The organism is Pseudonocardia sp. CA-107938 (assembly GCF_050936315.1).
GTDB lineage: Bacteria > Actinomycetota > Actinomycetes > Mycobacteriales > Pseudonocardiaceae > Pseudonocardia.
Window position 1 is genome coordinate 3,116,621 of sequence record NZ_JBNJNA010000001.1, and the last position, 20,708, is coordinate 3,137,328.

Sequence of the window (20,708 nt, forward strand, 5' to 3'; positions counted from 1 at the left end):
TGATGCGGCTGACCAGGTACACGAGTGACGACCAGGCCGAGATCCTGGGCGCCGGCGCCGATCCCTTCGGCGTCGGCGCCACGGGGCTGACGTGGCGGGCCAAGGACGACCACTTCGGCATCCGCCGCGGCACCCGGCTCGTCGCGCACGCCGGCGTGGTGCGGCTGCCCGTCGCGATCGGTGCGCTCGACACGGAGGTGGTGGGCATCGGCGGCGTGGCCGTCGCCCCCGACCTGCGCGGGCAGGGGCTGGCGCGGGCGGTCGTGGCCGCGGCCCTCGACCACGCGCGGACGCTGGGGCCGCCGTTCGGGCTGCTGTTCTGCCGCCCACCGCTCGTCCCGCTCTACCAGCGGCTCGGCTGGCGGACCGTCGACGAGGACGTCCACGTCGAGCAGGACGGCGGACCCGTCGTCATGCCGCTGCGGACCATGTGGACGCCGCTGCGCGAGGACGCGAGCTGGCCGGCCGGTCGGGTCCGCCTGCGCTCGGCCCCCATGTAGCCCGCGTTCCCCGCGAACCGTGCGGGCGGCACGATGGCCGGAACGCGCTCGCCGGCTCGGCACGAGGAGACCGCCATGTCCGTCTACGACGAGAAGGTGTGGCTGGCCCGCTACGACCCCGGCCAGCCGGCGGAGATCACGCCGGAGTTCGACACCGTGCTCGCGATGTTCCGGGCGACGGTCGCGCGGGCCGGGGCGGCCGACGCCATCCGCCACTTCGGCCGGACGATCAGCTTCACCGAGCTGGACGCCCTGTCCGACGCGTTCGCCGCCGGCATCACCGCGGACGGGTTCCGCCCCGGCGAGCGGGTCGCGATCTTCACCCAGAACGACCCGCAGTTCGTGATCGCGCAGCTCGGCACGTGGAAGGCCGGCGGCATCGCCGTCTCGGTCAACCCGATGAACAAGGAGCGCGAGCTCGCCGAGCTGCTGCGGGACTCGGAGGCGTCCGTGCTCGTGGCGCTGCAGTCGCTGCACCGCGACGTCGCGTCCCGGGTGCTGCCGGGCTCGTCGGTGCGCACGGTGATCACCACGTCGGAGCTGGACTTCCGGACGCGCGACGAGCCGGGCGTCGAACGCGTCGACCGTCCCGACACGACCGACCTGCTCGATCTCCTGGAGCGGTACCGGGACGCCGCTGCGCCGACGGTCGACCTCGGGCCGGACGACATCGCGTTCCTGACCTACACCTCCGGCACGACCGGCCCGCCCAAGGGTGCGATGTCCACCCACGCCAACGTGGTGTTCAACGCCCAGGCCTACCGCGACTGGGTCGGCATCGGCCCCGACGACGTGGTGCTGGGGATCGCGCCGCTCTTCCACATCACCGGGCTCGTCGGGCACATCGCCCTCTCGCTGCTGACCGGGGCACCGCTGGTGCTCATGCACCGGCTCGACCCCGTCCTGACCATCGACACGATCGAGGCCGAGCGGGCCACGTTCACCGTCGGCTCGATCACGGTGTTCATCGCGCTCATGAACGCGCCCAACGCCGAGCGCGCGAAGCTGGCGTCGCTCACGAAGATCTACTCCGGTGGCGCACCGATCCCGCCCAGCACCGTCGCGGCGTTCCGGGACGTCTTCGGCCACTACATCCACAACATCTACGGCCTCACCGAGACGACCTCGCCGTCGCACGCGGTGCCGTTCCGCGCCGAGGCCCCCGTCGACCCGGCGTCCGGGGCGCTGTCGGTGGGCGTGCCGATCTACGGCACGGTCGTGCGGATCGTGGACGAGGACGGTGCGGAGCTGCCAGCCGGAGAGATCGGTGAGCTGGTCACGTCCGGGCCGCAGGTCGTCGTCGGCTACTGGAACAAGCCGGAGGAGACCGCGAAGGCGCTCCCGGGCGGGGCGCTGCACACCGGCGACGTCGGCTACATGGACGCGCAGGGCTGGTTCTACATCGTCGACCGCAAGAAGGACCAGATCAACGCGGGCGGCTACAAGATCTGGCCGCGCGAGGTGGAGGACGTGCTCTACGAGCACCCGGCCGTCCGGGAGGCTGCCGTCGTCGGGGTGCCCGACGAGTACCGCGGGGAGACCGTCACGGCGTTCGTCTCCCTGAGGGCCGGCGCCGCGGCCACGCCCGAGGAGATCATCGCGTTCGCCAGGGAGCGGATGGCCGCCTACAAGTACCCGCGCCAGGTCGAGATCCTCGACGAGATCCCGAAGACCGTGAGCGGCAAGGTACTGCGCCGGGAGCTGCGGGCCCGGAGATGACACCCGCCATGATGGGCGCATGACGGCGCGTCCCCGGCGAGTGCTGCTCGTCGTGATCGGGCTCCTGGTCGTGGCAGCCGGCGCCGGGTACTGGTGGCAGCGCCCGCTGCTGCTCACCGGCACCGGTTACGCCGCCCACAACGGGTGCGCGCTCGCCGCGGTCTCCGCGCGGGCGCACCCGGAGGCCGACCTGCCGCCCAACCCGCTGGTGCCCGTGCTGCGGACCTCCGTCGAGCAGGGCAGTGCCACCAGCAGCATCCTCGGCGTGCTGTCCCGGCAGACCGCGTGGGCGAGCCCCGGCTTCGGGTGCACCCTGGCCGGTGCGCGGCCCGCGCTGCCGCCGCCCACCCCCGTCGCGGCGGCGGGCAACCCGTACGCCGCGACCGTCGCGCCGGATCCGGCGCCGGGCGTGCGGGACGCGCTGAACCACGCGTTCGGCACGGATCTGCCGGCCGCCGAGCGGGCGGAGCTGGGCACCCGGGCGGTCGTCGTGCTCAAGGACGGGAAGCTCGTCGCGGAGCGGTACGCCGACGGGTTCGGCCCGGCGACCCCGCAGCTGGGCTGGTCGATGGCGAAGAGCGTGACCGACCTGCTGGTCGGCCGGCTCGTGCAGCAGGGCCGGCTCTCCCTCGACGACGACCACCTGCGCCCCGAGTGGGCCGGTGACGCGCGCGCCCGCATCACCGTCCGCCAGCTGCTGCAGATGACGAGCGGGCTGGCCTGGGACGAGACGTACGCGCTCGGCACCCCGATCACACGGATGCTGTACCTCGAACCGGACATGGGCGCCTACGTGGCGGCGCAGCCGCTCGGCCACGATCCGGGCACCTACCTGCAGTACTCGTCCGGCAGCACGACGCTGCTCTGCTCGGTGCTCGCCGCCCGTACCGGCCTGGGCGCGAACCTGCCCCGTGACCTGCTGTTCGCGCCGCTCGGCCTGACCAGTGCCGTGCTGGAGCCGGACGCGGCCGGCACCCCGGTGTGCAGCTCGTACCTGTGGGCGACGCCGCGGGACTGGGCGGCGCTCGGCCAGTTCGCGCTCAACGACGGCGTGTGGAACGGCGAGCGGCTGCTCCCCGCCGGCTGGCTGGCCGACTCGACCCGCGCGGTCGCGGTGACCAGCGCCGAGCTCGACCCCTACGCGTCCGGGTGGTGGCCCAACCGCGGCCCCGACGGCTCGGTCGACGATCCCCGGCTGCCCGCCGACAGCTACTTCGCGAAGGGCCACGACGGCCAGTGGGTGATCGTGGTGCCGTCCGAGCGGCTCGTCGTCGTCCGCCTCGGGTTCACGCCGAGCAGGGACGACACCCGCGCGGTCTCGGCGACGCAGCAGCTGGTCGCGGCGCTGCGTCGGTAGTCAGGCGGCGGTGACTCAGGCGGCCGCGCGGACGGCGTCGATCAGCGCGGTGGTGGCCGGCGGGTCGGGCGGCTCGCCGTAGGTGACGGCGTAGATCCGGCGGGCGAACTCGGGGATCTCCGTCGTGTGGATGCCGGGGAGGCGGTGCGCCCGCAGCGAGAGGCCGGGCAGCGTGGTGACCCCGACTCCGGCGGCGACCAGCGCCTGCACGACGACCATGTCGTCGCAGACCGACTCGATGCGTGGGGCGAACCCGGCGACGCCGCAGATGGCGACCAGCTCGCCCTGGCAGTACTGGCAACCGCCGATCCACGCGGAGTGGCGGTGGTTCGCGACGCTGTCGTCCGCGCGCAGGCTCACCAGGTGGACGGTGTCGTCCGCGACGTGCACCGTGCGCACCCCGTCGTCCTCCAGCGGCGCGTGCGCGTGGCGGGGGACGAGCGCGACGTCGATCTCGCCGTTGCGCAGCATCTGCAGGGCTTCGACGGGATGCCGGTCGATCACGTTCACCGTGAGCCCCGGATGTGCGTCGACCAGCGCCGCTGTCGCGACGGGCACGATCGTGGCCAGCACGGACGCGTTGGCGGCGAGGCGGACCCGGCCGGCGCGCAGCCCGACCTGCGCGGCCAGCTCGCCGGCCGCGGCGTCCACCCGCCCGATGATCTCGGCGGCCCGGGTGGCCAGCAGCGTGCCCTCGGGGGTCAGCCGGATGCCCCGCCCCACCTTCTGGACGAGCTTGGCGCCGGTGGCCTCTTCGAGGCGGGACAGGTGGTGGCTCACGGAGGGCTGGGAGTAGTGCAGCTCCTTGGCCGCCTCGGTGACCGACCCGTGCCGTGCCACCGCGGCGAGCACCTTGAGGTGGACCAGGTTCAGCATGCATCAACTTTATCTATGCGATCGCGAAAGGATTGGCATTAGACGACATCTGTTGACCCGCCCATGCTTTTCGTAGGCGGCCGGACGCGCCGCGGACGGAGGGGACGATGAGCAAGCTCAGGTGCCACATCTCGATCTCGCTGGACGGCTACGTGGCCGGTCCGGACCAGAGCGCGGAGAACCCGCTCGGCGTCGGCGGCGAGGAGCTGCACGACTGGGTCACCAAACTGGCCGCCTTCCAGGAGGCCCACGGCCACACCGGCGGCACGGCGAACGCGGACACGCCGGTGTTCGAGGAGGCGAACGCGAACATCGGCGCCGCGATCATGGGCCGCGGCATGTTCGGGCCCATCGGCGGCGGCCCGTGGGACGGCGACGAGTGGACGGGCTGGTGGGGCGACGACCCGCCGTACCACTGCCCGGTCTACGTCCTCACCCACCACCGGCGCGACCCGGTCGAGATGGCCGGCGGCACGACGTACCACTTCGTCACCGACGGCATCGAGTCCGCGCTCGCGCAGGCGCGGGACGCGGCCGGCGGGAAGGACGTCATGCTGTGGGGCGGCGGGCAGGTCATCGCGCAGTACCTCGACGCCGGCCTGCTCGACGAGCTCGAGTTCCACGTCGTGCCGCTGCTGCTCGGCGGCGGTTCCCGGCCCTTCGCGGGCGCCGGCCCGCGGCTGGAGCAGGTGCGGGTCGTCGAGGGGAACGGCGTCGCCCACCTCAAGTACCGCGTGCTCGCCGGCGGTGCGGCATGAGCGCCGGGCAGCCCGACCGGTTGGAGACGTTCATCGACGACGTGGACCGCCTCGTGCGGAGCACGGACGACGAGCACGAGCTCACGGCTCGGACCGCCGAGCTGCTGTCGGACCTGCTGGCCGAGGGCTACCGGCTCCCGCCGGAGGCCGCCCAGGTGGCCGAGGGGCGGCAGATGACCTACCCGCTCCACATCGCCGCCGACGGCAGCTGGTCGATGGCGTCGGTGGTGTGGGACGTCGGTCAGCGGACGAAGGTGCACACGCACGAGACGTGGGGTGCGGTCGGCGTCTACTCCGGGGCCGAGCTGGAGGTCCGCTACGTCAAGCCGGCCGTGGACGCGCCGGTCGCGCCGCTGGTACCGGCCGGGGAGGCGCGCTGGGAGGTCGGGCAGGTGACCGTGTGCTGCACGACCGACGACGACATCCACGCGGTCGTGGCCGTCGGTGACGAGCCGACCATCGGCATCCACGTCTACGGCGCCGACATCGGCAGCATCCGCCGGCGGTCCTACGATCCCGCGACCGGCGAGTACCAGTGGTTCGTCCACGGCTGGGACAGCCCGACCTCGCTCAACCGGTCCGGGCCCGCGCTGCCAGCGCACCCGCGGTGAGCGCCGCTGCTACCGCCCCGACGAGGAACGGGGTGGTCGCACCCCACGTCGCCGCCAGCCAGCCGGCGAGGGGGCCGCTCACGGTCATCGCGCCCAGCAGGACGACGGCGAACACCGCCATGACCCGGCCGAGCAGGTCCGGTGGGGCCTCCTGCAGCTGCGCGACCACGGTCATGAGCAGCATCGACCAGCCAAACCCCGCGACGGCCAGCCCGGGCAGCGCGAGCGCGGGTGCGACGCCGACGAGGAGCTGCCCGGCCGCGAGCGTGCCGGTCGCCGCCGCGGCGGTGCGCGTGCTCGGGCGGCCCCGGGTCGCAGCGACGAGCGTGCCCACCAGGGACCCCGCGGTGAAGACGGCGAGCGCGGCGCCGATCGCCCCGGCCTCCGGCACCAGCACCGGCACGCTGACCTGGTAGGAGAACGTCGCCGTCGCGACCGCCGCCAGCACGACGACGGGCCGGCGCAGCTCCGGGGTGCGCCACACGTGGGCCAGGCCGTCGCGGATCTGGCGGGGCGCGCGCGGCGTCCGGGGGCTCGGGCCGATCGGCAGGGAGGCCAGCACGGCGACGTCGACGAGGAACGAGAGCGCGTTGACGCCGAACGTGACGGCCGCCCCGAACGCGGGCACGAGCAGTCCGCCCAGTGCCGCCCCCACCGTCATGCCGAGGAGCAGCAACGTGCCGGACAACGCCGCCGCGGCCGGTGCGGCGGCCGGCGGCACCAGCTGCGGGGTGAGGGCGCGCCGGGCCGGGGTGTCGACGGCGTTCACGATCCCCCAGACGGCGGCCAGCACGCCGATCACCGGGAGCGTCAGCCGTCCGGTCGCTGCGGCGACGGCGTACGCCGCCGCGACCAGGCCCAGGCCCGCCTCGGCCGCCATCAGCAGCGTGCGCCGGTCGACCCGGTCGGCCAGCGCCCCGCACCACGGCCCGAGCACCAGCGTCGGCACGAACTGGAGCGCCACCACCCAGCCCAGTGCCGTCGGGTCCAGCGCCACCACGACCGCCGACAGCGCCACGACCTGTGCCCACGAGCACGTGATCGACGGCAGCTGGCCGGCCGCGTAGCGCCGGAAGGCCGGGCTGCGCAGGGGCCCGAACGCGGTGCGCAGCGGCGAGTCGATCGCTGCGTTCATGCCAGCGTGAACGCCGCGGCCACGGCCAGCGCGAGACCGAACAGGTAGGTGCCCATGGCACCGACGACCCCGACCAGGCTCTGGTGGGCCAGCGAGTCCGAGCTGAGCATGCCGTAGGCGTGCATCAGCCGGGCGAGCGTGGCTCCCACGATGAGCGGGATCGCGACGCCCGCCGGGCTGCCGATCCCCACCACCAGGAACAGCACGGCGAGGTACGGCACGTACTCGCTCGCGTTGCCGTGCGCGCGCTGCGCGATGAGCAGCGGCGACGCCGGGTCGGTCGGCTGCTGCGACCCGCCCGCCTTCGCGGTGACCCCGCGCATGCGCGAGACGTTGAAGCCGAGCACGAACAGCAGGCCGCCGAGCACGGCGACGCCGACGACGGCGGCGACCATGGCGGTGGACGAGTGGACGGTCAGGGAGGTCATGCCGGTCTCCTCTCGAGAGCAGGGGTGGTGCGGGCCAGGAAGGCGCCGTTCAGGGCGAGATCGACGACGTCGGCGCAGAGCGTCCAGCCGAGCAGCGCGTCGGCCTTGCGGAGGCCGCCGACGCTGGTCACGTTGACCTCGATGAGGTGGCGGCCGATCACGTCGAGGCCGGCCAGGTGGATGCCGTGCCGGCGCAGGGTGGGGGCGAGGCGCGCGCAGATCTCGCGGTCCCGGTCGGTGAGCGGCGCTTCTGCCGTCGGGTTGCCGATGCGGAAGTCGCCGCCGAGCGGGTACCGGGCCACGGCCCCGACCGGCTCACCGTCCAGCACGAACACGCGCTTGTTGCCCGCGCTCACCTCGCGCAGGTAGGGCTGCAGCACCACGGCCCGCGAACCCGCCGCGGTGACGACCTCGACGAGCGAGGCCAGGTTCGGGTCGTGCCGGTCCAGCCGCAGCACACCCCGCCCCGCGAACCCGTCGACGGGCTTGGCGACGACCACCCGGTGCTCGGCGACGAACGCGCGGACCGTGGCCGGGTCGGCGCTGACCACCGTGGCCGGGCCGAGGTCCGGGACCTGCAGCGGCAGCAGGTGCTCGCTGCACGCCCGCAGCCCCGCCGGCGCGTTCACCAGCGCCGTCCGGGCCGGGTCGACGAGATCGAGCACCAGGGTGGCGGTGACGAACTCCTCGTCGAGCGGGGGCTCGGTGCGCACGAACACGGCGTCCGCCTCGTCCAGCCAGAGGCGGGTCGGCGTGCCGGCGCGGTACCAGGGATCGGGCACCGACCAGCGGCACCCCTGCACCGGGACGCTCGGCGCCAGCCACAGCGGCGTGGCCACGCACCGGGCCCGGCCGTCGACGGCCTCCAGCTGCAGCGCGCCGGTGGCCCACACCCGTGCCCCGCGCTCCTGTACGGCGTGCATCAGGCCGATGCTGGTGTCGAGTGCGGGGTCGAGCCCGTCCAGCGGGTCGACGACGAACACGACGTCGCGGCTCATCGCGCCACCACCCCAGCCGATGCAGCCGGCGCGGCGATCGCGAGCAGGTCCGCTGCGAGCGGCGACCAGCCGGTGGCCGCCCGGCGCCAGGCTGCCGGCAGGTCACCGAGGCCGGGCAGGAGCAGGTCGAGGGCGTCGCGGCGGGCCCGTGGGTCGGTCAGCAGGGTGTGCACCGCGTGGACCGCGGCCGGGATCCGCTCGTCGGGCTGCGCGTCGAGGTAACGCACCTCCAGGTACCCGCCGCGCGGGCGCACCGGCGGGAACAGCGTCGACAGGTGCTGCCGCGCGTCGAGGCCGGGCAGCGGGAGCCGGGGGGCCGCGGCGGCGAACGCGAGGTAGGCGCCGACGGGGTCGAGCGGGTCGAGGTGGCGGCCGTCGTATCCGCAGCGGCGGGGGTCGATGCGCGTCCAGATGCCGGTGCGGGAGCCCGCGACGGACGGGCGACCGTCGAGGGTCGGCGAGTTGGCGAAGGCGGCCGCGAGGTGCGGGCCGGCCAGATTGGCGACCAGCCACTGCTCGCGGCCCGCCCGCCCCGGCAGCAGGTCGACGCACACCTGCAGGGACGCGGTCAGCCGCATCATCCGCCGGCCGTCGGGCCCGTGCTCGTCGAGCGCGGCCTGCAGGGCGCGGTAGCGCGGGTTGGCCACCTGCAGGGGCACCCGGTCACATCCGTGCAGCGGGTCGGTGCCGGCCGCGACCAGCGCGATGCCGGCGCGCGCGGCCCGTTCGCGGGCCTGGTCGAGCAGGTCGAGGATCGTCGCGACGGCGGCGTGCACCGGCTGCGGCGCCGGGCTCAGCTCCAGCTGGCCGCCGGGTTCGAAGGTCGGTCGCGCCACGGCGGCGAACGGCGCGTCGAGCACGGCGGCGACGACGGCCGGTTCCGGTCGCGCACCGCGGAGCACCGGGATGAGCTCGACCTCGACGCCGACCCGCCCCGGTGTGGCGGCGGGTGCGAATGCGCTGCGTACAGCGGTCTCCAGGTCCATGGCCGTACGGTCGCGCGAGCGGCCCGCCCGGTACCTCAGTGCCGCCACGGACTGCGGTACGGAACTTTCGTGGTCGGGAATGTCCGGGTCGGTGCGCGATACTCCCGCCATGACTCCGCCCGAGCGCCTCTTCGGACGGGAGCGGGAGCTCTCCGTGCTGCGCTCCGCGCTGGAGCGGGCGCGCGGCGGCTCGGGCGGGTTGGTGCTGGTCGGAGGACCGCCGGGGATCGGGAAGACCAGGCTGGTCGAGGAGCTGGCTGGGGAGGTCGACGCGGTCGCGTGGGGTGCCGCGCTCGACGACGACGGCATGCCGATGCTGTGGCCGTGGACGCGGGCCGTCGCGGCGCTGCCCGAGGTGCGCGCGGCGCTCGCCGCCGACGTCACGCCTGAGGCGGCCGGCCCGGCGGACGCCGCGGCCGCAGCGTTCGCCGCCGACACCGCCGTGCTCGACGCGCTGGTGGCGCGCGCCCGGGAGCGGTCGCCGCTCGTGCTCGTCCTCGAGGATCTGCACTGGGCCGACGCCGCGACGGTGCGGCTGCTGGAACGGCTGGTGGCCGGCGTCCGGCGGGTGCCGGTGCTGGTCGTGGCGACGCACCGGCCCGTCGACGCGGGCCCGTTCGCGCAGGCACCGTTCGGGCTGGCGCTGCCGCGGCTGCTCGCCGGCTCCGCGACCGTGCCCGTCACGCTCGGGCCGCTGCGCGCGGACGACGCCGCGGCGCTCCTCGACCACGCCGTCGAGCACGCCGATCCGCGCGCCGTCCGCGAGGCGATCGACCGCGCGGGCGGCAGCCCGCTCGTGCTGTGGACGCTGAGCCGCATCGCGGCCGAGCAGCTGCGCGGGCACGCCGGCTGGGACGCTCCGCTGGGGGAGGCGGCCGAGCTGCGCGGGCTCGTCTCGGCGGCGCTCGCCGCGGCCGGGCCGGCGGCCGCCGACGCCGTCGCGGCGCTGAGCGTGTTCGGGCAGCCCGCCGAGCTCGACGTCCTCGCCGGCCTGCTGGCCACCCCGACGGCGGCGGACGCCGTCGAGCTGCTGGCGCCCGCGGCTGCGCTGGGCCTGGTGACGCTGCCCGACGAGGGTGCGATCACCGTCAGCCATGCGCTCGTCCGCGACGCGGTGTACGCCACCCTGCCGGCGCAGCGCCGGTTCGCCCTCCACCGCAGGGTCGCGGAGCTGCTCGAACCGCGCGCGGTCGGGCGCGACGACCGGGCAGGCGCCGTCGCGCGGCACTGGGTGCGGGCGGGGGAGCCGGCGCGGGCGGTGCCGTGGGCGGTCCGCGCGGCCGACGACGCCCGCTCCGGCGGCGGCTACCCCGAGGCCGCCGACTACCTGCAGCTCGCGCTCGACGCGCTGTCCCCGGACGCCGACGCCGACGAGGCCGAGGTGCTGCTCGACCTGGCCCGCGTGCAGGCGCTCGCGGGCCGCATCGACGAGAGCATCCGCACGTGCCGCCGGGCCGTCGCGGTGGGGGAGCGGACGGGCCGGCCGGACGTCGTCGCCAGGGCGGCCGTCACGGTGCAGGGCTTCGGGCACCCCGGCGTCAACCGGGCCGTCGAGGGGATGTGCCGGCAGGCGCTCGCGGGTGACCTCGACGGCGGGCTCGCCGCCCGGGTGTCCGCGGCGCTGGCCTGCGCGTTGACCGAGATCGGTGACCTCGACGAGGCCCGCGACCACGCCCAGCGCGCGATGGCCACCGCGGTGGCCGCCGGTGACCGGCACGCCGAGCTCGACGCCATCCTCGCAGGCGCGATGGTGGCGCAGGATCCGCGATGGGGGATCGACCGGGTCGCGCTCGGCCGACGCTCGGTGGAGCTGGCGGCGCCGACCGGCCGGCCGCTGGCCGCGCTGTGGGGGCACCTGTGGATCTCCGACGCTGCCATGCAGGGGGGTGACCTCGCCGGCGCGCAGGCGCACATCGCCGCGATCGGCGGGCTGGCCGAGCAGACCGGGCTGCCCGTCGCGCGCTGGCACCACCTGCGACGACGGGCGGCGCTGGCCGGGATGGTGGGCGACTTCGCGCTGTCGCGGCGCCTCTCGGCAGAGGCGCGGTCGGTGAACGCGGACTGGAGCGACGAGTCCGCCGAGGGCACCCACATCGGCCACTCGATGTTCCTCGCGCTGCTGCGCGGCGACCCGTCCGACATCGCCCCCGGCTGGCGGCACCTCCTCGACGACGTGGGCCGGCAACCGCCGGTCGCGCGCGCGGGAATGGCCGCCGCCCTGCTGCTCGACGGTGACCGCGACGAGGCACGCGTGCTGTACGCGCCGCTCGTCGACCAGCTGGGGCGGCTGCGCGACGCGCGCACCCTGGCCTGCGTGGCGTACCTGTGCGAGGTGGCGATCGGCCTGCCGGACGTGCCCGGCGCCCGCATGCTGGCCGCGGTGCTGGACGAGGTCTACGCCGACCTCGTCGTGTTCGGCACCGGGACGATCTTCTACACCGGCGCGCTGGCCCGCCTCCGGGGCGAGCTCGCCCTCGTCTGCGGCGACCACGCGGCGTCGGCGTCGGCGTTCGCCGAGGCGGAGCGGGTGAACACCGGGCTGGGCGCGCGGCCCTACCTCGCCCACACGCGCGCCGGCCTGGCCCGGCTCGCGCACGCGACCGGGGACCTCGCCGGCGCCACTCGGCACGCGAAGGCCGCCGCCGCGGACGCCCGCGTGCTCGACCTGCCCGGTCTGCTCCGTGACGCGACGGCACTGCTCGCCCGCGTCGCCGCCGACACCGCAGCGGCCGACCCGTTCACGCCGCGCGAGCGCGAGATCGCCGACCTCGTCGGCCGGGCGCGGACCAACCGGGAGATCGCCGCCGAGCTCGTGCTCTCCGAGCGCACGGTGGAGAGCCATGTCCGCAACATCCTGATGAAGACCGGCACCGCAAGCCGCAAGGAGTTCATCCGCTGGCGGCTGACCAGCGGCCGTTAGCGGAGTCGGGCGGCCTCGCGAGCCGCGCTCGCGTTCAACGCGCCTCCGCGGGAGCCGGCGAGCTTCGCCCGCAGGTGCTCGCCGACCGTCACCGGCTCGTACAAGGCCGGCCGGTCCGGGCCGACGCAGGTCGGCAACGGGGCGATGACCGCGTCGACGTCGCCGTCGTGGAAGTAGGCGGCCGAGCGGCGCGGCACCAGCACGCCGTCCACGCGCGGTGGCGCGACGCGGTGCATGGTGGAGATCCACTGGTCGTTGGTCCAGCGGGCCAGCGCGTCGCCGAGGTTCACCAGCAGCGCGCCGGGCCGGGGGCGGACCGGGTGCCAGCCGCCGTCGCCGTCGAGGATCTCCAGCCCCGGCACGGGGTCGGCCCAGAGCACGGTGACGATGCCGTAGTCGGTGTGCGCGCCCATCCCGAGCTGGTCGGGGCCCAGCTCGACGTCCGCCGACGGCAGCCGGTAGTTGTTCATCCGCAGCACGTCGATCGAGTGGCCGGTGGACGCGGCGAAGAAGTCCGGGGCCAGCTCGAGCGCGTCGGCGAAGATCGTGGTCATGGTGCGGGCGACCGCGCCGGCCGCGGCGAACCAGGCCTCCACGGCCGGCCGGAAGCCGGGCACGTCCGGCCAGACGTTCTCGGGGTAGTCGGCCGTGGGCAGATCCAGCTCGGGGTGGTCGGACGCCTGCGTGCCGACGTTGAACGCCTCGAACAGGTCCGCCGCCGTGGCCAGGCCGAGGCTGTTGGCCAGCGCCTCCGACTTGGGCGGGCTGTAGCCGCGGTTGACCCCGGGCGGGCAGCGGTAGGCCGCCTTGCGGTCGGGCGCCAGCGCGAAGAACGCGTCCATGGCCTCGGTGAACGCGGCGACCGTCGCTGCGGGGATGCCGTGCCCGACGACCTGCATGAAACCGACGGTCCGCGCAGCGGCGTCGACCTGCGCGGCGACGGCGGCACGGCCGGTCTCGGCCTCTTCGAGGTAGGGCGCGATGTCGATGGTCGGAACGTCCACAGCCACGTCACCCACCTTGCCACGGGCACACGGGTTGCAACCTGTGCGGATCGTCCTGGCGATGGCTCAGCGGGTCAGCTCGCGCAGCTCGCCGACCGCGTCGGCGTCCGTGGCGAACCGGTCGTGGCCTTCCGGCACGCCCGTGCCGGGGTACGTGCTCGCCGTGCCGACCGGGATGCGCGGGGCGGCGTGCACGGCGGTGACGCCGGTGCGGTCCAGCACGGCGCGGACGTTGTGCGGGCGGATCCCGCCGCACGCCATGATCGTCAGGCTGCCGTGGGCGACCAGCGCCGCGACCGCGTCGACGTCGACCGTGGCCGGTCCGCCCGAGGTCAGCACCCGCTCGACACCCAGCTCGGCCAGCGCGTCCAGCGCGGGCAACGGCTCGGCGAGGCGGTCGAAGGCGCGGTGGAACGTCACCGGCACCCCGCGGGCGGCGTCGACCAGGCCGGCCGTCGCCGCGATGTCGACCTCGTCGCCGTCCAGCGCGCCGACCACGATGCCGGCAGCGCCCGCCGCGACGGCGTGGCGGATGTCCGCGCGCATCAGCGCGAGCTCGTCGGGGCAGTACGCGAAACCGCCCGGGCGGGGCCGCACCAGCACGTGCACCTGGGCGGTGCCGGCCGCGAACACAGCGGCCTCGACCAGTGCGATGCTGGGCGTGAGGCCGCCCTCGGAGAGGCCCGCGCACAGCTCGATGCGGTCGGCGATCGACGCGACGCCGACCCCGTCGAGCGTCTCGACGCTGATCTCGAGCTGGACCACGACGATCACTGTAAGGATGTGCGCAGCGTGACCTGGCTCGGTATCGACATCGGCGGCACGAAGATCGACATCGTGCTGTCCGACGACGAGCTGCAGGTGGTGGACGCCCTGCAGGTGTCGTCGGACGCCGGGCTCGGCGGCGACCGGCTGCTGGACAACGCGATCGCGGCCGCGCGCAGGCTGGCCGGGCCCGACGTCCGCGGCGTCGGGGTGGCGGCGGCCGGCGTCATCGACCCGGCCACCGGCGCGGTGGGCCTCGCCAGCTCCACGTTCCCGCGCTGGTCCGGCACGTCGCTGGCGAAGGAGCTCGGCGCGCGCTTCGACGTGCCGGTGACCGTCGACAACGACGCCAACGCGTTCCTCTTCGGCGAGGCGCGCGCCGGCGCCGCGGTCGGACACCCCGACGTCCTCGCCATCGTCGTCGGCACCGGCGTCGGCGGCGCCGTCCTGCTGCGCGGCGAGATCTGGCGCGGCGCCCGCGGGATGGCCGGCGAGATCGGCCACACACCCGGCCACGGCGACGAGGTCTGCACCTGCGGCGCCGTCGGGCACCTGGAGACCATCGCCGCCGGCCCGTCCATCGCGCGGCGGTACGCGGCGCGGTCCGGCACCGCCCGCGGGGTCGCGGAGATCGCCGACCGCGCCGCCGGAGGCGACCCCGTCGCCCACGGCGTCCTCGCCGACGCCGGCGCGGCCATCGGCCGGGCCATCGGCACCGCCGCGGTGCTCCTCGACTGCCCGCACGTCGTCCTCGGCGGCGGCGTCATGCGCTCCTGGGCGCTGATGCAGGACGCCTGCGCGGACGCGCTCCGCGCCTCGACCCTCGGCGGCGGCGCCGGCATCACCGTCCGGCTCGGAGCGCTGGGCCCGCGGGCCACGGCCATCGGGGCGGCGGCGGCCGCGGCCGCGATGTCCTGAACGCCGGGGTGCGGATCGCTGCCGCGCTGCTTGGTCAAGTCCGCTGGCGTGGTGTGTGACGACGATCGCGTGATCTTCTGTTCGGTCAGGCGCTGAGCGCGGGGATGGTGTCGGTCGGGTTCACCTCCTCGACGTTGGCGGGGGTGTCGGGGACGGCGGCGGTGACGCGTGAACGCGTGAGGACCTCGAGGCCGAGGTAGCGGCGTCCTTCGGCCCACTCGTCATGCCGCTCGGCCAGCACGGCGCCGACGAGGCGGATCAGCGCGTCGCGGTCGGGGAAGATCCCGACGACGTCGGTGCGGCGGCGGATCTCCCGGTTAGTAGCTCGCTGGAGCGTTCGACCAGATCTGGGCGCCAGATCTGGTTGGGGGAAGCCGGTGAACGCGAGGACGTCGGCGCGGGCGTCATCGAGGTGCTCGGCGAGCTTGGGGAGCTTGTCGGTGACGGCGTCGAGGATCCGGTCGAACTGGGCGTGCACCGATGCGGCGTCGGGCTGGTCGTAGACCGAGTGCAGCAGCGCCCGCACCCACGGCCAGGACGCCGTCGGAGTCGCCGCCATCAGATTGGCCGCGTAGTGGGTGCGTAGTGGGTGCGGCACCGCTGCCAGGCCGCCCCGGGCGGTCACCCCGATCGCGGCGACCAGCCCGGCGTAGGCGTCGGAGGTGACCAGCCGGACCCCGGTCAGACCGCGGGCGGTGAGGTCACGGAAGAACCCGAGCCAGCCGGCGCCGTCCTCGGCCGAGGTGACCTGCAGACCGAGGATCTCGCGGCGTCCATCGGCGTTGACCCCGGCGGCGAGCAGGGCGTGGACCGTCGGCGGCACAGGACGCTGACCACCCGGCCGCCCTCGCGGACCTTGAGCACCAGCGCGTCGGCAGCGACGAAGGCGGCGACGAAGGTGTAGGAGCCCTGATCGAGCGGGCGCGGAAGTCGGCGGCCTGGGCGTCGAGCTCGGCGGCCATCACCGACACCTGCGACTGCGACAGCCTGGTGATGCCGAGGGACTCCACGAGCTTCCCCATCCGCCGCGTCGAGACCCCGAGCAGGTAGCAGGTCGCGACGACGGTGGTCAGTGCTCGTTCGGCGCTCGTTCGGCGCGGCGGCGGCGCTGCAGGAGCCAGTCGGGGAAGTAGGAGCCGTGGCGCAGCTTCGGGATCGCCACGTCGATGGTGCCGGCGCGGGTGTCGAAGTCGCGGTGCCGGTAGCCGTTGCGGGTGTTCGTGCGCTGCTCGGAGCGCTCGCCCCACGCCGCACCGCACACCGAATCGGCATCGGCCGACATGAGGGCGTTGATGAACGGGGTCAACATCTGGCGCAGCAGGTCCGGGCTGGCTTGGGACAGCTGCTCGTGCAGGAACTTGGGACGGGTCGATAATCGAGGGTGCGGTCATCGCGTGGAACTCCTGAAGCACTGTGGAAGGTCTCCAGAAGATCACGCGGTGGCCGCCCTACACGTCTACGCCACAGCCCTCATCAGGGCTGAGTCGCACACCACCTCGGTAGACGCCACTCGCTGCTTCCGCTCCTCGGCCCTGACGAGCCTGCGGGGCGGGTCAGCTTGCCCACGAACATCTCTGGTCGCGCGGTGTGGGTGGCCCCCAGGGGTTGCCGATGATCCTGGTCTCTCCCTGTTTTCACTGGTCACGGGCACCATCCTGCGGTAGAATCGAACACATGGTCGATGTCGAGGAGTGGGTCGGTGCACCCGACTCGCTGCTGCTCGACGGCTCCCCGTCCCCGGCGGCGGTGCAGCCGTCGGGATGGCTGGCGCTCGAACTCGACCAGTACTTCTCCTCCCCGGCCGACCTGTCCGACCCGGCTCTGATCGACGCGCTCGTCGGCTACGAACGGGTGGTGGCGTGGGCGCAGGCCCGGCAGGCCCGGCAGGCCCGGCTGATCGCCGAACTGTCCGCACGGCGCAGCGAACCGGGTGCGGTGACCGACTGGGCCGCCGACGAGGTCGGCACCGCGCTGCACCTGTCCGGTGGCACGGCGGCGTTTCGCACCCGGCAAGCCGAGGCGCTGGTGTCGCGGCTGCCGGACACCCTGGCCGCGTGGGAAGCCGGACTGCTCGACCAGCGGCGGGTCACCGTGATCACCGAAGGCACCGCCACCCTGTCCGATGAGCATGCCGCCCTGGTGGAGGCCCGGGTGTTGCCGAAGGCGCCCGAGCAGACCGCGGCGCAGCTGCGGGCGTCGGTGAAGCGGGCGATCATCGCCGTCGACCCGGGCGGCGCGCAGGAACGCCACGAACAAGCACGTCGGGATCGGCGGGTCGCGGTCAATCCCGAACCCGACGGCATGGCGTCGCTGTGGGCGCTGTTGCCCGCCCCGGACGCGGTCGCGGCGTACGAGTGGTTGACCCGGCTGGCGCGCGGGTGCGGCGCCGAGGATCCGCGGTCGATGGATGAGCGGCGTGCGGACCTGTTGGCGGATCTGCTGTCCGGGCGGCTCGCCAACCCCGACCCGGCGCTGCCGGTGCCGGTGAACCCGGGCAAGCCGCTGGTGCAGTTGCTGATGCCGATGACCAGCCTGTTCGGGTTGACCGATGACCCGTGCGAGCTGCTCGGGTACGGACCGATCACCGCCGAGATGGCCCGCGAGATCGCCGCCTCCGCGGTGTGGCGGCGGTTGTTGTTCGACCCGGCCTCCGGGGCGCTGTTGGATCACGGCCGCAGCACCTACACCCCACCCGCCGCGCTGGCCGAGTTTGTGCGGGCGCGGGATGTGTATTGCCGCTTCCCCGGCTGCCGCCGCAAGGTCGTCAACGGCGAACTCGACCACGTCACCGCTTTCGCCGAGGGCGGGGCCACCAGCGCGGCCAACCTGGCCGGGTACTGCGTGCGCCACCACCACCTCAAACACGCTGGCGGTGGTTGGCAGGTCCGCGCGCTGCCCGACGGCGGGCTGGAGTGGACCACTCCGACCGGGCACGCCTACGTGACCCGGCCCTACGACTACCGGAGCGACCCCGACCCACCCTGACCACCACCGTGCTCCGCGGAGCCGTAACCGAGTTGGCGACAGCCCGAGTTGGCATTGCGCCTTCGAACATCGCCGTTCGCCGCTGTGCACCAGTACACGGCGCCGCCGCGCCCACCTGCCTGCGTGACGCCGTGGTGCGCTTGATCCGCCGGGTCACCGAGTGTGGGGGCGCCACAGGCCCCGTTGCTCCGCGTGGGCCGCGATCGACGGCCAGGATTCGTCGCCGGAGTGGCCAGATCGTCCTGGGCTGTCAGGGCTCGATCAGCTGCTCGATCAACGTCCGGGCGAGCCACGCCCGGTACCGCTCCGGCGACCAGCCCCCACCGGTCGACGATCTGGTGGCACGTGCCGTAGTTGAGCGCGTGCAGCACCTAGACGATGCGTCGCTGCGTGTCGCGGAACCCGGCCGGCACAGTGCCCACAGCGCGCCGATCTCCGCGTCGGCCTGCGCCGCCCGGCCGCTCACCTCGACCCGCCGCGCGATCTTACGTCGCAGATGATCGGAGGGGTCCGTCACCGGCTCGTCGGTCGGGCGATGGTCGGCCGCGCGCTCCCACACCGCCGCCAGCACGCCCGACTTGGTGCCGTACGCGGCCTTGACGGTTAGGGCGCCGGCGCCGGCGGCCGCCGCGATGTCCGCGAGCGTGGTCGGCACGTAGCCGCGTTCGACGAACAGCGCCCGGGCCGTGGTCGTGGTTGCGGCGCGTGGCCGACTCGAACGGCCGGCCCGGCTCGACTTCCTCGACCACACCGTGGCCGCACGACCGGCGCGGGCATGATCCGCAAACCGGTCCAGCCGTGGTCGGCCGCGGTCGACGCGGTGCTGCGCCACCTGGAGGCGGTCGGGTTCGCCGGCGCGCCCCGCGCCCTTGGCTCCGACGAGCAGGGCCGCGATCCTGACCTACCTCCCCTGCCGGACGGTGGGCGAGCGGCTGTCGTGGCCGGAGTGCGTCCGCGGCGGCTGCGCGACGCGACCGCCGACGTCGTGCCACCGGCCGACGCGGTCTGGTTGTCCGGCCGACCCTGGCACCGCGGCTGTTCGTCGGGCACCAGGATGCGGCCACGCACAACGTCGTCTGGGACGACGACGGGCTGGTCGAGTCGTCGACCGGGACACCACGGCCCCGTCCGCCCGGGTGCTCGACCTCGCGTTCGTGGCGCTGACCCGAGTGCCGCAGCATCTGCAGGAGGCGGTGGCCGAGCAGGGTTCACCGCATTCGACGAGAGGCGCTGGCGGCCGGGTGGGTCAGCGGCTGATCGCGGCGCGCCGCAGGCCCAGGGCGACGACGACCAGCGCGGCGACGATGCCGCCCGCGATGGTCAGCACCGCCGCGCGGATCCCGTCCGACGTGGCCACCCGCAGGGCTTCACCGGCGAGCCCGTCGGTGCCGGCGGTGGCCACGAGGACGAGGACGGCGAGGCCGATCACCGCGCCGATGCTGGAGCCGGTGGACACGATGCCGGACGCCACGCCCTGCTCGCGCTCGGCGACGCCGGTGCCGCCCGCGATGAACATGGCGGTGAAGACCATGCCGTCGCCGACGCTGAGCAGCACGAGCCCGGGCAGCAGGGCGGCGTAGGAGCTCTCCGGGGTCATCGCGACGGCCAGGGCGAGCGCGCCGACCGCGCCGACCGCCAGCGCGCCGATGAGCGTTCGCCCGAGTCCGAGCGCAGTGACGACCCGGCCGGTGAACGCCGATCCGGCGACCACGACGACGGTCGGCGCGACGAAGCCCAGCCCGGTCTCCAGCGCGTCGTAGCCCCGCACGTCCTGCAGGTAGATGGACAGGAAGTAGAGCGCGGAGCCGAAGGTGGCGGTGAACAGCGCCGCCACCGTGGTGGCGACCAGCAGGCTGCGGTTCCTGACCAGGCGTGGCGGCACCAGCGGGTCGTTGCTGCGCCGCTCCACGATGACGTGCAGGGCGGTCAGCCCGACCGCGGCCGCGAGCAGCCCGACGATCCACGGCGAGGCCCAGCCGAGGTCGGCGCCTTCCACCAGCGCGAACACCAGCACCGTGACCGCGGCGGTGGCCGAGAGCGCGCCCGGCAGGTCGAATGAGCGGGTCCGGTCGCGGACCGGGTCGGGAGCGACGAGCACCACGAGGAGGGCGAGCGCCAGCCCGGCCAGCGGCACGTTGACGAGGAACACGGCCTCCCAGCCGAACGCGCGCGTGAGCAGCCCGCCGGACAGGACGCCGATCACCAGCCCGGCCGCGCCGGCGCCGCCCCAGATCCCCAGCGCCCGGTTGCGCTCGGGCCCTTCCGGGAAGATCGTGTTGATCACGGCGAGGGTGCTCGGGAACACCAGCGCGCCGCCGAGTCCCTGGAGAGCGCGCGCCGTCAGCTGGACCTCCGGCCCGGTGGCCAGCCCCCCGGCCAGCGACGCCACCGCGTACAGCGCGAGGCCGGCGCCCAGCATGCGCCGGCGGCCGAGCACGTCCGCCGCGCGCCCGCCGAACAGCAGGAACCCGCCGGAGGCCACGGCGTACGCGCTGACCACGGCTTGGAGGGTGCGGGCGGAGTAGCCGAGGTCGCGGCCGATCTCCGGCAGCGCGACGACGACGATGTACTGGTCGAGCGACACGATCAGCATCGCGAACGACAGCAGTGCGAGCGTCGCGGAACGGGAGTCGAGCGCGAGGCGTCGGTGCTGCTCCGGCGGGGGCACGCAGGTCGAACGGATCATCGGAACCCTCTCAATAAATCGTACGTAATTTGTCATACAAAGTTCTCGGCGCATGAAAATGC

At 74.5% G+C, this 20,708-nt stretch carries 19 protein-coding genes and 1 pseudogene; 8 read left to right on the forward strand and 12 right to left on the reverse strand.

Annotated elements, in window-relative coordinates; all coding sequences use genetic code 11:
* Nucleotides 1-2 precede the first annotated feature (2 nt).
* The 3 genes from ACQEVB_RS15525 (at nt 3) to ACQEVB_RS15535 (ending at nt 3,576) form a co-directional block, all read left to right on the forward strand.
* Nucleotides 3-500, forward strand: a complete 498-nt coding sequence (locus ACQEVB_RS15525; RefSeq protein WP_432980379.1) for a GNAT family N-acetyltransferase — start codon at nt 3-5, stop codon at nt 498-500.
* A gap of 75 nt (nt 501-575) precedes the next feature.
* Entirely contained in the window at nt 576-2,219 is a 1,644-nt protein-coding gene (locus tag ACQEVB_RS15530; RefSeq protein ID WP_432971051.1) for a class I adenylate-forming enzyme family protein, read from the forward strand.
* 19 nt (nt 2,220-2,238) lie between these two features.
* The gene (locus tag ACQEVB_RS15535; protein ID WP_432971054.1) at nt 2,239-3,576 is read left to right on the forward strand and encodes a serine hydrolase domain-containing protein; all 1,338 of its coding nucleotides are present in this window, start codon (nt 2,239-2,241) and stop codon (nt 3,574-3,576) included.
* Between the two features lie 15 nt (nt 3,577-3,591).
* Here ACQEVB_RS15535 and ACQEVB_RS15540 read toward each other — a convergent pair whose 3' ends face one another.
* On the reverse strand, nt 3,592-4,452 hold the full coding sequence (locus tag ACQEVB_RS15540; RefSeq protein WP_432971057.1) for a LysR family transcriptional regulator: 861 nt from the start codon (nt 4,450-4,452) through the stop codon (nt 3,592-3,594).
* Between the two features lie 107 nt (nt 4,453-4,559).
* On the opposite strand from ACQEVB_RS15540, the gene ACQEVB_RS15545 reads away from it, so the two are divergent.
* On the forward strand, nt 4,560-5,210 hold the full coding sequence (locus ACQEVB_RS15545) for a dihydrofolate reductase family protein (RefSeq protein WP_432971060.1): 651 nt from the start codon (nt 4,560-4,562) through the stop codon (nt 5,208-5,210).
* Nucleotides 5,207-5,821, forward strand: coding sequence for a hypothetical protein (locus ACQEVB_RS15550; RefSeq protein ID WP_432971063.1), 615 nt, complete (start codon nt 5,207-5,209; stop codon nt 5,819-5,821). The genes ACQEVB_RS15545 and ACQEVB_RS15550 overlap by 4 nt, the downstream gene beginning before the upstream one ends.
* Here ACQEVB_RS15550 and ACQEVB_RS15555 read toward each other — a convergent pair.
* From ACQEVB_RS15555 to ACQEVB_RS15570, 4 genes are read right to left on the reverse strand one after another with little or no spacing between them, the layout of a single operon-like run.
* Nucleotides 5,781-6,956 (reverse strand): MFS transporter, encoded by a 1,176-nt coding sequence (locus ACQEVB_RS15555; RefSeq protein WP_432971066.1) that lies wholly within the window; start codon nt 6,954-6,956, stop codon nt 5,781-5,783. The genes ACQEVB_RS15550 and ACQEVB_RS15555 overlap by 41 nt on opposite strands.
* Nucleotides 6,953-7,384 carry an MAPEG family protein gene (locus tag ACQEVB_RS15560; protein ID WP_432971069.1) on the reverse strand — a complete coding sequence of 144 codons (432 nt, stop codon included), beginning with the start codon at nt 7,382-7,384 and terminating at the stop codon, nt 6,953-6,955. The genes ACQEVB_RS15555 and ACQEVB_RS15560 overlap by 4 nt, the downstream gene beginning before the upstream one ends.
* Nucleotides 7,381-8,382 (reverse strand): glutathione synthase, encoded by a 1,002-nt coding sequence (locus ACQEVB_RS15565; RefSeq protein ID WP_432971072.1) that lies wholly within the window; start codon nt 8,380-8,382, stop codon nt 7,381-7,383. The genes ACQEVB_RS15560 and ACQEVB_RS15565 overlap by 4 nt, the downstream gene beginning before the upstream one ends.
* Nucleotides 8,379-9,368 (reverse strand): glutamate-cysteine ligase family protein, encoded by a 990-nt coding sequence (locus tag ACQEVB_RS15570; protein WP_432971075.1) that lies wholly within the window; start codon nt 9,366-9,368, stop codon nt 8,379-8,381. The genes ACQEVB_RS15565 and ACQEVB_RS15570 overlap by 4 nt, the downstream gene beginning before the upstream one ends.
* A 109-nt stretch (nt 9,369-9,477) precedes the next feature.
* On the opposite strand from ACQEVB_RS15570, the gene ACQEVB_RS15575 reads away from it, so the two are divergent.
* Nucleotides 9,478-12,288 carry an ATP-binding protein gene (locus ACQEVB_RS15575; protein WP_432971078.1) on the forward strand — a complete coding sequence of 937 codons (2,811 nt, stop codon included), beginning with the start codon at nt 9,478-9,480 and terminating at the stop codon, nt 12,286-12,288.
* On the opposite strand, the gene ACQEVB_RS15580 is transcribed toward ACQEVB_RS15575, so the two are convergent.
* Nucleotides 12,285-13,298 carry an isopenicillin N synthase family dioxygenase gene (locus ACQEVB_RS15580; protein WP_432971081.1) on the reverse strand — a complete coding sequence of 338 codons (1,014 nt, stop codon included), beginning with the start codon at nt 13,296-13,298 and terminating at the stop codon, nt 12,285-12,287. The genes ACQEVB_RS15575 and ACQEVB_RS15580 overlap by 4 nt on opposite strands.
* A 60-nt stretch (nt 13,299-13,358) precedes the next feature.
* Nucleotides 13,359-14,057, reverse strand: a complete 699-nt coding sequence (locus tag ACQEVB_RS15585; RefSeq protein ID WP_432971084.1) for a copper homeostasis protein CutC — start codon at nt 14,055-14,057, stop codon at nt 13,359-13,361.
* Between the two features lie 27 nt (nt 14,058-14,084).
* On the opposite strand from ACQEVB_RS15585, the gene ACQEVB_RS15590 reads away from it, so the two are divergent.
* Nucleotides 14,085-14,975: an ROK family protein gene (locus tag ACQEVB_RS15590; RefSeq protein ID WP_432971087.1), complete on the forward strand. Its 891-nt coding sequence runs from the start codon at nt 14,085-14,087 to the stop codon at nt 14,973-14,975.
* An 85-nt stretch (nt 14,976-15,060) separates the two neighbouring features.
* Here the strand turns inward: ACQEVB_RS15590 and ACQEVB_RS15595 are convergent, their stop codons facing one another.
* From ACQEVB_RS15595 to ACQEVB_RS15605, 3 genes and pseudogenes are all read right to left on the reverse strand, one after another.
* A complete protein-coding gene (locus ACQEVB_RS15595) occupies nt 15,061-15,798 on the reverse strand; it encodes a transposase (protein ID WP_432971090.1) in 738 nt (245 codons plus the stop codon).
* Between the two features lie 142 nt (nt 15,799-15,940).
* Nucleotides 15,941-15,997 (reverse strand): annotated as a pseudogene (locus tag ACQEVB_RS15600) (hypothetical protein); the annotation flags it as partial.
* A 47-nt stretch (nt 15,998-16,044) separates the two neighbouring features.
* A complete protein-coding gene (locus tag ACQEVB_RS15605; protein WP_432971093.1) occupies nt 16,045-16,284 on the reverse strand; it encodes a transposase in 240 nt (79 codons plus the stop codon).
* Between the two features lie 302 nt (nt 16,285-16,586).
* Between ACQEVB_RS15605 and ACQEVB_RS15610 the strand changes: the two genes are divergently transcribed.
* Nucleotides 16,587-17,960, forward strand: a complete 1,374-nt coding sequence (locus ACQEVB_RS15610) for a DUF222 domain-containing protein (protein ID WP_432971096.1) — start codon at nt 16,587-16,589, stop codon at nt 17,958-17,960.
* Between the two features lie 250 nt (nt 17,961-18,210).
* Here the strand turns inward: ACQEVB_RS15610 and ACQEVB_RS15615 are convergent, their stop codons facing one another.
* Both ACQEVB_RS15615 and ACQEVB_RS15620 read right to left on the reverse strand, forming a co-directional pair.
* Nucleotides 18,211-18,792, reverse strand: a complete 582-nt coding sequence (locus ACQEVB_RS15615; protein ID WP_432971099.1) for a TetR family transcriptional regulator — start codon at nt 18,790-18,792, stop codon at nt 18,211-18,213.
* Between the two features lie 414 nt (nt 18,793-19,206).
* Nucleotides 19,207-20,646 (reverse strand): MFS transporter, encoded by a 1,440-nt coding sequence (locus ACQEVB_RS15620; RefSeq protein WP_432971102.1) that lies wholly within the window; start codon nt 20,644-20,646, stop codon nt 19,207-19,209.
* Nucleotides 20,647-20,708 lie beyond the last annotated feature (62 nt).

Coding starts and splice junctions, on each gene's coding strand:
- ACQEVB_RS15535 (WP_432971054.1), top strand. CDS start 2,239: ATGACGGCGCGTCCCCGGCGAGTGCTGCTCGTCGTGATCGGGCTCCTG.
- ACQEVB_RS15620 (WP_432971102.1), bottom strand. CDS start 20,646: ATGATCCGTTCGACCTGCGTGCCCCCGCCGGAGCAGCACCGACGCCTC.
- ACQEVB_RS15560 (WP_432971069.1), bottom strand. CDS start 7,384: ATGACCTCCCTGACCGTCCACTCGTCCACCGCCATGGTCGCCGCCGTC.
- ACQEVB_RS15545 (WP_432971060.1), top strand. CDS start 4,560: ATGAGCAAGCTCAGGTGCCACATCTCGATCTCGCTGGACGGCTACGTG.
- ACQEVB_RS15530 (WP_432971051.1), top strand. CDS start 576: ATGTCCGTCTACGACGAGAAGGTGTGGCTGGCCCGCTACGACCCCGGC.
- ACQEVB_RS15610 (WP_432971096.1), top strand. CDS start 16,587: ATGATCCTGGTCTCTCCCTGTTTTCACTGGTCACGGGCACCATCCTGC.
- ACQEVB_RS15540 (WP_432971057.1), bottom strand. CDS start 4,452: ATGCTGAACCTGGTCCACCTCAAGGTGCTCGCCGCGGTGGCACGGCAC.
- ACQEVB_RS15575 (WP_432971078.1), top strand. CDS start 9,478: ATGACTCCGCCCGAGCGCCTCTTCGGACGGGAGCGGGAGCTCTCCGTG.
- ACQEVB_RS15550 (WP_432971063.1), top strand. CDS start 5,207: ATGAGCGCCGGGCAGCCCGACCGGTTGGAGACGTTCATCGACGACGTG.
- ACQEVB_RS15605 (WP_432971093.1), bottom strand. CDS start 16,284: ATGTTGACCCCGTTCATCAACGCCCTCATGTCGGCCGATGCCGATTCG.
- ACQEVB_RS15565 (WP_432971072.1), bottom strand. CDS start 8,382: ATGAGCCGCGACGTCGTGTTCGTCGTCGACCCGCTGGACGGGCTCGAC.
- ACQEVB_RS15525 (WP_432980379.1), top strand. CDS start 3: ATGCGGCTGACCAGGTACACGAGTGACGACCAGGCCGAGATCCTGGGC.
- ACQEVB_RS15570 (WP_432971075.1), bottom strand. CDS start 9,368: ATGGACCTGGAGACCGCTGTACGCAGCGCATTCGCACCCGCCGCCACA.
- ACQEVB_RS15555 (WP_432971066.1), bottom strand. CDS start 6,956: ATGAACGCAGCGATCGACTCGCCGCTGCGCACCGCGTTCGGGCCCCTG.